At 63.8% G+C, this 13,914-nt stretch carries 9 protein-coding genes; 4 read left to right on the plus strand and 5 right to left on the minus strand.

Annotated elements, in window-relative coordinates; translation table 11 throughout:
* The first annotated feature begins 299 nt into the window (after positions 1 to 299).
* The 3 genes from ACR42D_RS14025 to ACR42D_RS14035 are packed head-to-tail and all read left to right on the plus strand — an operon-like array spanning position 300 to position 3,687.
* Entirely contained in the window at positions 300 to 2,090 is a 1,791-nt protein-coding gene (locus ACR42D_RS14025; RefSeq protein ID WP_484567412.1) for a hypothetical protein, read from the plus strand.
* Positions 2,087 to 2,734: a class I SAM-dependent methyltransferase gene (locus ACR42D_RS14030; RefSeq protein ID WP_484567413.1), complete on the plus strand. Its 648-nt coding sequence runs from the start codon at positions 2,087 to 2,089 to the stop codon at positions 2,732 to 2,734. The genes ACR42D_RS14025 and ACR42D_RS14030 overlap by 4 nt, the downstream gene beginning before the upstream one ends.
* Positions 2,734 to 3,687 carry a hypothetical protein gene (locus tag ACR42D_RS14035; RefSeq protein WP_484567414.1) on the plus strand — a complete coding sequence of 318 codons (954 nt, stop codon included), beginning with the start codon at positions 2,734 to 2,736 and terminating at the stop codon, positions 3,685 to 3,687. Before ACR42D_RS14030 ends, ACR42D_RS14035 begins: the two co-directional genes overlap by 1 nt.
* Before the next feature lie 112 nt (positions 3,688 to 3,799).
* Here the strand turns inward: ACR42D_RS14035 and ACR42D_RS14040 are convergent, their stop codons facing one another.
* The 5 genes from ACR42D_RS14040 to ACR42D_RS14060 all read right to left on the minus strand — a co-directional run bounded on the left by ACR42D_RS14040 (position 3,800) and on the right by ACR42D_RS14060 (position 11,851).
* The gene (locus ACR42D_RS14040) at positions 3,800 to 5,902 is read right to left on the minus strand and encodes an HD domain-containing phosphohydrolase (protein WP_484567415.1); all 2,103 of its coding nucleotides are present in this window, start codon (positions 5,900 to 5,902) and stop codon (positions 3,800 to 3,802) included.
* Between the two features lie 44 nt (positions 5,903 to 5,946).
* On the minus strand, positions 5,947 to 6,687 hold the full coding sequence (locus tag ACR42D_RS14045) for a transglutaminase-like cysteine peptidase (protein ID WP_484567416.1): 741 nt from the start codon (positions 6,685 to 6,687) through the stop codon (positions 5,947 to 5,949).
* Positions 6,688 to 6,694: 7 nt separating this feature from the next.
* The gene (locus ACR42D_RS14050; protein WP_484567417.1) at positions 6,695 to 8,023 is read right to left on the minus strand and encodes an HlyD family type I secretion periplasmic adaptor subunit; all 1,329 of its coding nucleotides are present in this window, start codon (positions 8,021 to 8,023) and stop codon (positions 6,695 to 6,697) included.
* 7 nt (positions 8,024 to 8,030) lie between these two features.
* The gene (locus ACR42D_RS14055; protein WP_484568468.1) at positions 8,031 to 10,238 is read right to left on the minus strand and encodes a type I secretion system permease/ATPase; all 2,208 of its coding nucleotides are present in this window, start codon (positions 10,236 to 10,238) and stop codon (positions 8,031 to 8,033) included.
* 617 nt (positions 10,239 to 10,855) lie between these two features.
* Positions 10,856 to 11,851, minus strand: coding sequence for a zinc-dependent alcohol dehydrogenase family protein (locus ACR42D_RS14060; protein ID WP_484567418.1), 996 nt, complete (start codon positions 11,849 to 11,851; stop codon positions 10,856 to 10,858).
* A gap of 142 nt (positions 11,852 to 11,993) precedes the next feature.
* On the opposite strand from ACR42D_RS14060, the gene ACR42D_RS14065 reads away from it, so the two are divergent.
* Positions 11,994 to 13,838, plus strand: coding sequence for a YgiQ family radical SAM protein (locus tag ACR42D_RS14065; protein WP_484567419.1), 1,845 nt, complete (start codon positions 11,994 to 11,996; stop codon positions 13,836 to 13,838).
* The last annotated feature ends 76 nt before the right edge of the window (positions 13,839 to 13,914 follow it).

Consider the following 13,914-nt stretch of genomic DNA (forward strand, 5'->3'; position numbering starts at 1 on the left):
GACGCCAGGGATTGTCTGAAGGGCCCATGAATCCAGACTTTCCAAGTGCGCCTTGAATTATATAGACTTATACATTTAATGACGTTAATACTAGGCCACTGATATTTGATCCGGCGACTTTAACGGCACGCATTAGATATTGCATATTCGAATTGCTTCCGCGCCAATATCCCGGAACTGTCGGCAGGGGATTCAAAATCAACCGGTGCCCCGATACCGTCCGGTCCATCATGCAAGGCAGGAGGCCGGACCAAGGGTTGATCCGATGCCCCGGCGAACAGCATCCATCCAAACAGGCGATGCATAAAGACGACCTTGAACAAAGCCCGGCGGATAAAGCCGGAACGCGCCGCCCGCGACAGGAAGGGGCCGAAGCCGAAGTATCCGCCGGAACGCATCCACTGGGAGCAGCGCGGGACGACAGGGCCCCGGCTTCCGGTTGCTGCGCCGGGATGCTCAATGAGTGGATCGGCAAGGCTGACCTCTGGTTTGCCACGCATCGGCGGCTCGCTCTCTTCCTGGCGCTGCTGCTGATCGCCATCGTTTCGCTTTCGGTGCGCTTTTTCTGGTCGCAACCGATCCACATGGGCGGCGACGCTTTCTACAAATGGGGCCTAGTCAGACGGGCGGCGGAAAACCTGGCGTTCCCCATCGACGCCACCCACCACGGGATGCGCTGGTCGATCATGCTCCCGGTCTACCTGATCCAGCTGGCCTTCGGCGATGCGCCTGAAAACTATTACATCTGGCCGTTTGCCTCCTCCACCTTGCTGGCCTGTTTCGCCTTCCTCCTCCTGGAGAGGATGTCCAACTGGCGTTGGGGCCTGTTGGCGGCGTTCATGTTCATCACCTACAACGGCATGGCTTTCAGCGGCTCCCAATTCCTGCCCATGGGACCGGCGGCCATGTACCTCGTAGCGGCCCTGTACTGCCTGGCCCACCATATCCAGGAACGCAGTCAATGGGCCCTCCTGGCCTGCGCAGCGCTATTGTTTTGCAGTTATGGCGCGAAAATCACTTCCATCTATTACTTCCCGGCCTTCTTCCTGATCATCGCGCTCTCCGCCGCCGACACCCCCGAAAGGCGCATGGCGCGCTGGAAATCACTGGCGGTCTTTTTAGTGGCCCTCGCGTCACTGTTCATGGTCGAAACAGCGGTGGTCCAGGTGACGCTCCATGAGCCGAACCGCATCGCCGTCTTGAAAGACGGCATCCACGGGGACAAGCCGACTCACCATTTTTACGACAACCTGGACAAGGCTGAGAGCTACTTCGCCCAAAACCCCTATGCCCTCCCGCCGTACCCGCGTGACATCAACTGGATACAGCTCTCCGTCACTCCATGGGAGTATTCTTGGAATTTCCTGGTCTACTTCGACCATAACCCCAGGTCTCTGTCCTTCAATCTGACCATCTACGTGGCGTTCCTGCTCGCAATCGTCACGCTCGTCCGCCGAAACAGTCGGCTTTACCTCCTCAGCATCCCCTACCTGTTCGGCTTTCTTGCGCACGCCTACGCCATTCGCGGCCTGAACCCCTTCCTGCGGCCTGAACGCATCCTCGGCAGATACCTTCTCCTGCTATCCCTGCTGGCAATCGCGATGATAGTCGCCTTCACGGCCGATATGATGAAGAAAAGGAATACGCATGCCATCCTGCGATACGCACTGTTTGGCCTGGTGATCGTCCTCGCTGCGAAACAGGCCATTGAAACCCTGACGACCTTACCCGGAAGAAGCGGATACACCGTGACCGTCGAGACGGCACACGAGGTGGCCGCCGCCAGACGAAACGGCCAGGCAATCGTCGTTTCCGCTTCGAATTACAAGAATATTTGGGGATACCACCAGATCTTCGGAAATCCGGAGGTCGTACCCGATTACCTGGATTTATTTTTTTACGTGGAAGATTGTCCCGATTACCACTTCCCGGCGTTTCGTGCCGGTGATACGTCGATCTACGATTACCAATTCGCCGGCCGTGCCGACAAGGATTGGAGCAACTACCTGGTTATTGTCGAGCACAACGGCAATTCGGACCTCAACGCAGCAGAAAACTACAGGGAGATCAGTCTCCAGGGTCAACCGTGAAGAACTACGACGCCAAGGCCATGGTAAACGGCCGTACCCTTGCCACCGAAAATGGAATTGTCGTTGGCAACGTGGAAAACAAATACGCTTCCAACAACGTGGTATTCAGATATGTCACAGGCAGATTCCTCCATGCCTTCGATGACTTTGTTCAGCTGACCGGGGCGACATCCGCGCTGGAAGTCGGATGCGGAGAGGGCGAGCTGTCGAACAGGATGACCGGCATGGGGCTCGACGTCCGGGCCTTTGATATGTCCACGATGATCATCGACAACGCCAAGGCCGCCCACGCGGGCAAGGGAATCCAATTCGAGGTAAAGAGTATCTATGACCTCACAGCGTGCGACAAGGCACCCCTCATCGCATGCTGTGAGGTCCTCGAGCACCTGGAAGATCCTGTGCTCGGCCTGGAACGCATCAGCGATGTGGCGGAAGACTGGGTGATACTCTCGGTCCCCAGAGAGCCGCTGTGGTGCATGCTGAACATGTTGCGCGGCAAGTATTTGGGATCATGGGGCAACACGCCGGGACATATCCATCATTGGAGCAAATGGGAGTTCCTCGACATGGTCAGCGGCTTCTTTTCCATAATAGAGGTCAACACTCCGCTCCCCTGGACCATGTGCCTATGCCGAAAGATGTAATGAAGATTGCCAAAGCCATATTCTCCTGGCTTCTGCTGCTCGCCTGTCTATACTATATCTATACTGTATACGACAGAAACGCGGCCAAGCTGACGGAATACGCCTGGACCGCCGAGCACCTGTCGATCCTGACGGCAGGAGCCGTCTTGCTCGGTGCCTTCTACTTGTCCCTGGCCTGGGCCTGGGTCCACATGGCGACGGAATCGAACCAGGGATACGCAAGATGGCAATTGCTCTTCATCTACGCCCGGACATCAATATACAAATACCTCCCCGGGAACGTGTTTCACCTCCTGGGGCGCAACGTGGTCGGCGCCAAATCCGGAGTATGCCAAGCCCAGCTCGCTTCCGCGACCTTTTTCGAGATGGTCCTGAGCGTGTTGAACTCCTTCGGCGTGGCCGCGCTCCTGCTCCTCCTCTCCCACTCGCGTCTCTACCCCCGCAACCTGATCCTCATCACTTGCGGCGCGTACCTGCTTCTCCTGGCGATCATCATCCTCATTCCCACAAGAGGCAGGCTGCCCGAGGGCCAAAGGAGTTTGAGGAAATTATGCGCCACGGTGATCACCCCGCCCCGGGGAGTCATCGTGGCCATCCCGCTGACCATTCTGCTCTATGCGGGCATGGCCTTCGTCGCCGTATTCATCTGGGTGCAGCTGATCGGGATTCCCCTGAGCTGGGCCGAGATCGGCGCCTGTTATGTATTGGGTTGGCTCGCAGGGTATGTCGTCCCGGGCGCTCCGGGGGGGATTGGGGTCAGGGAAACCTTTCTGCTCTTCGCCATGTCCACGCAGGCCGGAGAAGCGGACATCCTGCTTTTCGCGCTCTTCATGCGACTTGTCGCGACTGGCGCTGACATCACTTTGTTCCTGCTGGGAAAATTGCTCGAAAAGGCATTCTCGGCGAGACCTGACGCATCCTTCCACGCTCATCGGGAAGACGCGCGCCCATAACCGCAGCCCCCTCATGCGGAGGACGCTCCCTGCAGTCCTCCTTGCCCATTGAGATCATAAAAAAAGGCCCCGGCATGTGCCGGGGCCTTTGCGCAACCAGATGGAGTGGAGGTTAATCCTTTTCGGCTAGCAGCCTTTCACCGACCGGGGTCCTGATGACGTCGGCCAGGGCGGCGACCACGGCGGGGTCGAAGCGGTTGCTCTCGCTGGACAGGATCTCCAGGGCCTGTTCCGGAGCCTTGGCGCCCCGGTAGGAGCGGGGGCGGATCATGGCGCAGAACGAGTTGAGCACGGCCAGGATGCGGGCCAGGACGATGATGTCGCCGTCGCTGAGCTTCTTGGGGTAGCCCGTGCCGTCCAGCCGCTCGTTCATCTGGTAGATGGCCGTGAGCACGCCCTCGGCGATGTCGATGTCCTTGAGGATGCGGTAGGCATGCTCCACATGCCCTTCCATGACGGTCATCTCCTCGGGGGTGAGCTTGCCCGGCTTGGTCAGTATCTCGTTGGGCACGAACATCTTGCCGATCTGGGACAGGTTGGCCGCGGTCTCGATCTCGGCGATGTCCATCTCGGACAGGTGCATGGCCTTGGCCACTTCCACGGACAGCCCGGCCAGCAGCTTGGTGTGCCCGCCCAGGTACGGGTCGGCCGCCTCGATGGTCGAGCCGAGCGCCTCCATGGCGTTCTTGATCAACCGCTTGTTCTTCTCCTGCGCGGCCACGAATTCGGTCACGTCGCGGTAGACCTCGACGATTCCCTGGCAGTCGCCTTCCTTGGTGCAGTACGGCGACTTGGACACCTGAAACTGGTGACGCCGAGAACGCAGGAAGATGGGCTCGCTGATGGTCATCTTGCGGTTCTCGCGCACGACCACCTCGTCGATGGACTCCAGCCGCTTGGCCGTGTCGAAACCGAACACGGCGGCGGTGTCCATGCCGATGAGCTCCTCCTTGGGCCGCCCGGCGGCGGCCGCGAAAGCGTCGTTGACGTAGGTGAACTTGCCCTGCGCGTCCTTGAGCACGATGAACTCGTCGATATTGGCGTTGATGGAGTCGATGAACAGCCTCTGCTCCTCGATCTGGGTGGCCAGGGCGCGGAACTGCTCGGCGATGCGCTGGCTCTGGACGCCGGTCAGTATCCACCAGGCCAGCCCGGCGATGAGCAGCGCGGTCAGGATGCCCAGCCCGGCCACGATGTAGACGGTACGGTCATAGTCGACCACAGGCTTCATGGCCTGGGCGTAGTCGATCTCCTGGACCAGCCACCAGGCCGGGCCCGGGATGCGCACGCCCAGGGAGAAGACCTGTGTGTCCGCGTCCTCGATGCTCGGCCGCAGCCCGAACGGGATGTGCCCGTCCTCGTCGACCTTGACCGGGAAGCCCACGTCCAGGAAGCCGTCAGCGGTCCAGGGCGCGATCTCGCGGTAGCCCGCGCCGCTCTTCTGCATGAGGCGGGTCTTCTCGCCCTTGGCGGCCAGGGGCGAGTTGGACAACAGCTCGGTGATCTTGCCGGAAATCTGGCGGGTCATCATGAGCACGCCCACGGCCTTCTGGCCGGTGGCCTCATCCGTGCCGCCCACCGCGTCGGGCGGGTAGACCGGCACGAAGACGTCCATCTCCAACCCCTGGGCGGTCTTGCGCAGGGTGGAGTATTGCGGACCGTTTTGCTCGATGGCGGCCGTGGCCAGCCCGATCTGCTCCTGATTCATGGGCGGCAGGTAGCCGTCGGTGGCGATGTACGCCTCGCCCTTGCGGCTCAGGATGCGGGCGTTGAGGAAGCCCGCGTATGTGGAGAACTCGCGGAGCATGTTCTCCATCATGGGCAGCTGTTCGGCCAGGGTCGCGCCCTCCTGCCCTTCCACGGACTGGTCCGAATGCAGCCGCCCGAAGAGGTTGGACAGGTCGCCCGCATAGGTGTCCACCTCCGAGGCATAGAGCCGAAAGAGGTCAGACTTGATCAGCCGGTCGCCCTGGTGGGACAGGTTTTCGAGCCAGGAGCCGATAACCTCGGTACGCCCCTGGGTCAGCAGTTGAAATCGCTTCTGCTGGTTCTCGAGCACCGAGGCCTCGTTGTCCCGCACGGCCCTTGCGGCCAGCAGGACGATGCCCACCGAGATGACCAGCACAAAGGCCAGGACCACGCCTATCTTGACGCCCTGTCCGGCCCCTCCGATAGACTTGGGGACCTCTGCGGTCTTGGTAAGATGTTCAGCCATGTCGATTCTCCATCTGGTTTATGGCCAGCCCGAGCGGGCGGGCCTTATTGCTTCGCCTTTTGATAGGTGGTCCGCTTCTGCGGGGCCACGTGCATCCAGCGGTAGTGCTCGTTGACCGAGTACTGCGGGATGTAATGCTTGTATTTCTCGTGGGACAGGACCATGTCGGTCTGGTTGTCGAGGATGTAGATGTCGTCCTTGGCGTAGACCGCCAGCACGGCGTGACCGATGCCCCGGATGGCGTCCCGGACGGCCACGATGCGCAGCTGGTCGCCGGTGAAGCCGAGCTCCTCGAGGGCATAGAACTTGGCGATGGAATAGTCTTCACAATCGCCCGATTTCTTGAGGAATTCCCAGGGTGTCGCCCAGTAGTCGCTGACGCCCCAGTTGGCCTTGTCCAGCCGATACGGCCACTTGTTGAAAAATTTGGTCACCGCCTTGAGCCGGTCCAGCTCGGACTTGCCCTTGGCCTGGGCCTTGAGGGTCTCCCAGGCCTTCCTGGACGGATGGTTGGCGGTCCTGTCGTCCTTGAAGTACCCCTTCCAGGCCTTCATCTTGGCGAGCACACCGGTCCACTTGGGCAGCTTCTGCAGCTTGCCCTTGAACTCCATGGTTCCGAACAGTTGGCGCTTGCCGGACTGGGCCGAGGAAGGTTTGGACGCGGCGGGCTTGGCCGACGGGGCCTCGGCAGCCATGGCCGCCTGGGGACGGAGCAGGGCTGCGGCGACGCAGGCCGCGCAGAGCGCGGCCGCGAGCGCCGAGTATATCCCCCGCACCGCCCTCATCCGCGCCTCATCGTTCCCGCAGCGCGTTCTGCTTGGCCTTGAGCAGCGGCTTGAGCAGGTAGGCCAGGACCGACTTACGGCCGGTCAGGATGTCCACGCTCGCGGTCATGCCCGGAATGATGGGCAGCTGCTGGCCCCGGTAAGTGATGGCGTTCTCCTTGGTGCGGACCTTGACCAGGTAGTGGCTCTCGCCCTTCTCGTCCTCGATGGTGTCGGCCGAGATGTTCTCCACGGTGCCGTCCAGGCCGCCGTAGATGGAGAAGTCGTAGGCCGTGATCTTGACCTTGGCCTTCTGGCCGGGGTGCAGGAAGGCAATGTCCGAGGGCTTGACCTCGGCCTCGACCAGCAGGGTGTCGTCCAGGGGCACGACCTCCATGATGGACTCGCCGGGCCGGATGACGCCGCCGATGGTGTTGACCATGATGTGCTTGACGATGCCCCTGACCGGCGAACGGACGTCGGTGCGGGTCACGCGGTCGCCGCCGGAACTCAGGTTCTCCAGGATGGAGTTGAGCTCCTGCCTGCGGGCGTTGATCTCTTCCAGGGCGTTGGCGCGGTACTCGGCCTTGGCCTGGTCGATGCGCCCCTTGGCCTCCTTGGCCGCCCGCTGCACGCGGGGGATGCCCAGGGTCAGGGCCTGCATGTCGCCGTGCAGCTGGACCACGGTCTGTTCCAGGCGCAGGTAGTCGAGCTCGGAATGGATGTGCTTCTCCACCAGGGGCTTGGCGATGTTGCGCTGCTTCTCGGCCACATCCAGGCTCTGGCGCAGCTGGTTGCGCCTCGCGACCATCTCGTTCACTTCCTGCTGGCGCTGCTGGTACTGGTCCTCGAGCAGGCCGATGTCGATGTTCAGCTTGTTGCGCTGGGCCATGAAGATGCGCCGCTGGTCCTCGACCAGTTGCGGGGCCTTTTCGACCACGCCGGCCGGAAAGTCCGGTTCGTCATCGCCGTTGGCCTCGGCCGTGAGCCGGGCGATGGCAGCCTGGTGCTCCAGGGCCTTGCTCTGGGCGTCGCGATAGTAGCTGGCGGCCTGCTCGTTGGACAGGCGACAGAGGATGTCGCCCTTTTCCACGGTCTGGCCTTCCTGAACGAACAGCTCGTTCATGATGCCGCCCTCCAGGTTCTGGATCTCCTGGATGCGCTGGGACGGGATGACCCGGCCGAAGCCGCGCGTGCGCTCGTCGAGCATGGCCCAGTTGGCCCACAGGATGAAGATGATCAGCAGCAGCAGGATGGACGTGGACATGATGTAGGCGAGCTTGTGGCCCTTGCCGTACATGGCCTGGTCCACCTCGCTCATGAACAGCAGCGTCTCTCTATCGAATTTCTTGCTCATTGCGTCCTCACAGGGAAACCTTGATTTGACCCGACCGCAGTCCGTCCAGCACGGCCTTCTTGGGCCCGTCCACGACGATCCTGCCCCGGTCCATGATCACCAACCGGTCCACGAGATCGAGCATGGAGTGGCGGTGGGTGATGACGATGAGCGTCTTGTCCTCGATATAGTCCTTGAGCCGCTCCTTGAGGCGGAATTCCGACTGGTTGTCCATGTTGCTCGACGGCTCGTCCATGATCAGGATTTCCGGGTCGGGCAGGATGGCCCGGGCGATGGTCACGGCCTGGCGCTGGCCGCCGGACAGGGAGGTGCCCCGCTCGCCGACCATCATGCCGAAGCCCGCCGGGTGGTCGCGCACAAAGTCGTTGACCCCGGCTATCTCGGCCGCCGCGTTGATGGACTGGTCGTCCGCCTCGGGCAGGCCGAAGGCGATGTTGTCCTTGAGCGTGCCGTAGAAGAGCAGGCTGTCCTGGGAGATGTAGCCCACCTTGCGGCGCAGGTCGGCCACGTCCATCTGCCGCAGGTCGATGTCGCCCACCTGCACCGAGCCCTCCACCGGCTGGTAGAGGCCCACGCAGAGCTTGCCCAGCGTGGTCTTGCCCGCGCCGGTGCGGCCCACGATGCCGACCTTCTCGCCCGGCTTGAGCTTGAGGTTGACTTCGTGGAGCACGGCCTTGTCCGTGCCGGGATAGCTGAAGGACACGTCGGTCAAGGTCACGGACGGCTCGATGGCGCCGTAGTGGAAGGTCTCCTTGTCGTCGGGCCGCTCGGACGGCATCTCCATGAGCATGTCCAGGGCGTTCAGGGCCATGCGGGACTGCTGGAAGCGGGAGAGCAGCCCGGCCACGGCCGACAGCGGGGCCATGGACCGGCCGGACAGGATGTTGCAGGCGATCAGTCCGCCCACGGTCAGCTCGCCCTTGGAGATGAGATACACGCCGGTGATGACCACGGCCACGGAGACCATCTGGGTGACGAAGACCGAGAAGGTGATGGACACGTTGGCGAAGATCTTGGCGCGGCTGTTGGAGTGGGCGGACAGGCCGACCACGTTCTCCCAGCGCGCCTGGATGCGGCCCTCGGCCATGCTGGTCTTGATGGTCTCCAGCCCCTGCACGACCTCGAACAGGAGCGCGTATTTCTGGGTCGATTCCTTGTAGTGGTTCTCGATGATCCGCTGGAAGGGAATCTGCATGAACACGCCCACCAGAATGACCAGGGGCACGGCCACGAAGATCGGATAGGCGATGGGCCCGCCGATGTAATAGATAACGCAGATGAACAGGAGCAGGAACGGCAGGTCGATGAGCGCCACCAGCGACGACGAGCCGAAGAACTCGCGCAGGGACTCGAACTCGCGGATGTTGTTGGCCACCGCCCCCGCCGACTCCGGCATGTAGTCCAGCCGCGCCGAGGTCAGGTGGTTCATGATCCTGGAGCCGATGAGCACGTCGGCGTTGCGCCCGGCCACGTCCACGAAATAGGAGCGCAGGTTCTTGAGCAGGAAGTCGAACAGGTAGGCGATGCCGATGCCGATGGCCAGGGCCCAGAGGGTCTCGGTGGCGTTGTTCGGAATGACCCGGTCGTACACGTTCATGACGAACAGCGGCGAGGCGATGATGATTACGTTGGTCATGATCGAGGCGCCGATGACGTGCTTGTAGATGGGCCAGAACTTGGCGATGACCCCCCAGAACCAGCGCTTGGTCTTGAGCAGCTTGAGCTCGCTGGCCCGCTTGTCCAGCTTGGACGTGCGGTGGCAGAAGATGGCGTAGCCGGTGTACTCCTCGTTGAGGGTGGCCACGGGAATCTCGGTCTCGTCCATGCCGTGGCCCGGCACGATGACCCGGGCCGTGGTGCCGGCGAAGTCCAGGAGCACGCAGGCGTTGCCGCCGCGCAGCAGCAGGATGCAGGGCATGACCAGCTTGGTGATGTCCTGGAGCTTTTCGCGGTACACGGTCTTGGCCTTGATGCCGATGCGCTCGGCCGACCGGACGATGGAGGCGGCGGTGATGACGCCCTCCTGCTGGGGGATGCCCGCCTTGAGCGTGGCCGAGGAGACCGGCTTGCCGAGCAGGCGGCTGATGATCGACAGGCAGATGACCAGGGGCGGCTGGAAATCGATGTCCTTGGGGGTCAGCCGCTCGTCGGTCTCCACCCGGATGGGTTTCTGCTGGCCCGGCATGCCGGGCATTCCGGCCATGCCCGGAGGCATCTGCCCCTTGGCGGGCTGACCGGGCTGGGCCGGTTGGGGCTGCCCGGCCTGCGGCTGTTCGGGTGTGGACTGGCCCGGTTGGGGCTGGGCCTGCTGCGGCTTGCCCTGCTGCGCGCCCTGCCCCGCCGGGGCGGAATCGGCCTGGGCGGGTTGGCTCCCCGAAGCACCCCGCGCGTCGGCCGCGCCCGAAGCGGCCGGTCCGGCAGGCTTGGCGGCGTTGCCCGGCATGGGGCCGGTGTCCAGCCGCGTGGATCCGGCTGCGGCCTTTCCGTCGCCGGCCTTGTCCGGTACGGGACGGGACACGCCCGAGGCGGGCCCGGTTCCGGCCCGGCTGGGCGTGGCTTCGGCCCCGTTGGCAGGGGTCTGTGCGGGCTTCGAGACTGCTGGTGACGCTGGCTTTTTCTCGGCAGGCATAAATTTCACTTGGATGAGGATTGGTTTCGCTCGCGGCGACCGCTCAACAGGGCCGCCGTCCAATTCTTACAGTTATAGTGACATAATCTTTATCTTGAGACGTATTTTGTCAAGTTTCAATTAGATTCTTCCTTGTATCCCGCACAGTTCAAATTACGTCCGGGAGGAAATACCGGCTCCGCGATATTCGGCGGCCCGGCGGTTCAACTTTGAACCGAAATCCCGATCTTGCCCATGGCCTGTCCCTCTTCCCAATAGCGGTGGGCCGAGGCGATGTCGCGGAAGCCGAAACGGCGCTCGTCCAGAAGCACGGCCAGCTCGTCCGCGTCGATCAGTCCGGCCACGCGGTCCAGGATCTCGCCGTGCCGCTCCCGGCCCTCACCCGTGACCAGGGGCAGGAGCATGAAGACCACGTGCAGGGACAGGCTCTTGGCGTGCAGCGGGCCCAGGTCGTGGCTGGAGCGGGTGTTGGTGGAGACCACCCGGCCGCCGATGCGGGCCGCCTTGAAGGAATCGTCCAGGACCGGACCGCCCACGGTGTCGAAGACCGCGTCAAACCCCTTACCGCCGGTGTATTCGGCGACGTACGCGTCCACGTCCATGGCCGTGTAGTCGATGGGCGTGCCGCCCAGAGCCTCGACCACGGCCGCCTTGTCCGGGGACGAGACCGTGGCGAAGACCTCGGCCCCGGCGTGGACCCCGAGCTGCACGGCCATGTGGCCCACGCCCCCGGCCCCGCCGTGGACCAGCAGCCGCTCGCCCGAGGCCAGCCCCGCCTTGTCGAACAGGCCGAGCCAGGCTGTGACGGCCACCAGGGGCACGGCCCCCGCGTCCACGAGGTCCATGGTATCCGGCGCGCGGCCCAGCAGCCGCTCGTCCACAGCCACGTATTCGGCCAGGGTGCCGGGCAGCCCCTTTACCCCGCCCGGACAGCCGAAGATCCGGTCACCGACCTTGAAGCGGGCCGCACCGGGCCCGACCGCCTCGACCACGCCGGACATGTCCATGCCCAGCAGGGCGGGCAGTTCGGGCGCAAAGGCCAGGGCCGGGCCCAGGGTGGCGATCTTGTTGTCTATGGGGTTGAAGCTGGTCCCGGCCACGCGGACCAGGACTTCGCCCGGCCCGGGTTCGGGCATGGGCACGTCGTGTTCGGCAAAGGGATATTCCCCGCCGTATTCCTTCAGCAGCATGGCTTTCATGAGCAAATCCTCCGGTCTGAACATAGTACCCGTATCCCCCGGGCCTGTACAGGGCCGAAGGCGGGCCGGACAACGGGCGGCGGCATGGGGCGGACGCGGAAAATTGGTGGACCTGGGCGGGCGCGTGGTTCATCATGGACGGATGTCACGCAAAGAACACACGCACCCCCTCCGCCAGCCCAAGGTCCTGCCCATGTCCCGCGAGGAGATGGACGCCCTCGGCTGGGATGAGCTGGATATTCTCCTGGTCTCGGGCGACGCCTACGTGGACCATCCGTCCTTCGGCGCGCCCCTGCTCGGCCGCTGGCTGATCCGCCACGGCTTCCGCACCGGCATCTGCGCCCAGCCCGACTGGGACAGGCCCGACGACATCCTGCGCCTGGGCCGCCCCAGGCTGTTCGCGGGCGTCACCGCCGGGTCGCTCGACTCCATGCTGGGCCACTACACGGCCTTCCGCAAGAAGCGCTCGGACGACGCCTACACGCCGGGGGGCAAGGCGGGCGCGCGGCCCAACCGGGCATGCATCGCCTACACCAACGCGGTGCAGCGGGCGTTCCCCGGCCTGCCCGTGATCCTGGGCGGCATCGAGGCGTCGCTGCGGCGCATCTCCCACTACGATTTCTGGTCCGACTCGGTGCGCAAGTCCGTGCTGCTCGACTCCAAGGCCACGGCCATCACCTACGGCATGGCCGAGAACTCCATCGTCACCCTGGCGCAGACCATAGCGACCATCCTGGACGAGACCGGCGAGGTGGACCTGCGCGCCCTGCGCCCCCAGCTGGCCGGGCTGCCCGGCCTGGCCGTGGCCGGAACCCGGGACGACATCCCGGCCGACGCCGAGGTCATCGACTTGCCCTCCCACGAAGCGATCCTGGACGATCCGAAACAGCTCATCGAGGCCACCAAGCTGCTTGAGAAACAGGTCCACCAGAACAAGGCCTGGGCCGTGCAGGAGACCGGCGGCCGGATGGTCCTGGTCGCCCCGCCCGGCCCCCTGCTCGACACGGCCGGGCTGGACGAACTGGCCGGGCTGCCCTTCACCCGGCTGCCCCATCCGGCTTACAGGGAGCGCATCCCGGCCGCGGACATGATCCGGACCAGCGTGACTACCCACCGGGGCTGCTCGGGCGGCTGCTCGTTCTGCACGCTCGCCCTGCACCAGGGAAGGACCATCCGCTCGCGCAGCAAAAAATCCATTCTGGGCGAGGTCCGGGCCATCACCGAGGTCAAGGGGTGGACCGGGTCCATCTCGGACGTGGGCGGCCCGAGCGCCAACATGTGGGGCGCGCACTGCGCCTCCGACCAGTCGGCCTGCGAGCGGCCCAGCTGCCTGACCCCGCGCATCTGCAAGCACTACCGCGTGGCCCAGCGCGACTTCGTCTCCCTGCTGCGGGCCGTGTCCGACGTCAACTCCGTGGACCACGTGCGCGTGGCCTCGGGCTGGCGCATCGACCTGGCCGTGACCGACATGCAGGCCCTGACCACCATGATCCGCGAGTTCGTGGGCGGCCAGGCCAAGGTCGCGCCCGAGCACCAAGTGGACCACGTGCTCAAGCTCATGCGCAAGCCCGGCTTCGAGACCTTCGAGACCTTCCTGGACCTGTTCGACAAGGAGTCGAAGAAGGCCGGGAAGAAGCAGTACGTCATCCCGTACCTCATGTCCGCCTTTCCGGGCTGCACCGAGGAGGACATGCGCGCCCTGCACGACTGGCTCGACGCGCGCGGCTGGAAACCCGAGCAGGTCCAGTGCTTCATCCCCCTGCCCGGCACGGCGGCCGCGGCCATGTTCCACGCGGAGTGCGACATGCAGGGCAAGCCCATCTTCGTGGCCAAGACTGACGCGGAGCGGCTGCGCCAACACGCCATCCTCATGCCGGACACCGGCCGCGCGCCGGGCGGCAAGGGGCGCGGGGGCAAGGGACGGCACGGCAAGGGGCCCGGACAGGGGCGGCCCGCCGGAGACCGCCGCCCACGCAGGCGACACTGAGGGACCGCGCAATATTGCAGATATGTACATCCTGCGTCTTTGAATTACATATTTGTTAAATTAATTCTCCTTTTTC

It is taken from the genome of Pseudodesulfovibrio sp. lm2024 (assembly GCF_051175575.1).
GTDB classification, from domain to species: Bacteria; Desulfobacterota; Desulfovibrionia; order Desulfovibrionales; family Desulfovibrionaceae; genus Pseudodesulfovibrio; species Pseudodesulfovibrio caledoniensis.

Excerpts from the sequence above, each read along its gene's own strand:
- ACR42D_RS14025 (WP_484567412.1), top strand. The coding sequence starts at position 300 with ATGCATAAAGACGACCTTGAACAAAGCCCGGCGGATAAAGCCGGAACG.
- ACR42D_RS14035 (WP_484567414.1), top strand. The coding sequence starts at position 2,734 with ATGAAGATTGCCAAAGCCATATTCTCCTGGCTTCTGCTGCTCGCCTGT.
- ACR42D_RS14040 (WP_484567415.1), bottom strand. The coding sequence starts at position 5,902 with ATGGCTGAACATCTTACCAAGACCGCAGAGGTCCCCAAGTCTATCGGA.
- ACR42D_RS14045 (WP_484567416.1), bottom strand. The coding sequence starts at position 6,687 with ATGAGGGCGGTGCGGGGGATATACTCGGCGCTCGCGGCCGCGCTCTGC.
- ACR42D_RS14050 (WP_484567417.1), bottom strand. The coding sequence starts at position 8,023 with ATGAGCAAGAAATTCGATAGAGAGACGCTGCTGTTCATGAGCGAGGTG.
- ACR42D_RS14055 (WP_484568468.1), bottom strand. The coding sequence starts at position 10,238 with ATGCCTCCGGGCATGGCCGGAATGCCCGGCATGCCGGGCCAGCAGAAA.
- ACR42D_RS14060 (WP_484567418.1), bottom strand. The coding sequence starts at position 11,851 with ATGAAAGCCATGCTGCTGAAGGAATACGGCGGGGAATATCCCTTTGCC.
- ACR42D_RS14065 (WP_484567419.1), top strand. The coding sequence starts at position 11,994 with ATGTCACGCAAAGAACACACGCACCCCCTCCGCCAGCCCAAGGTCCTG.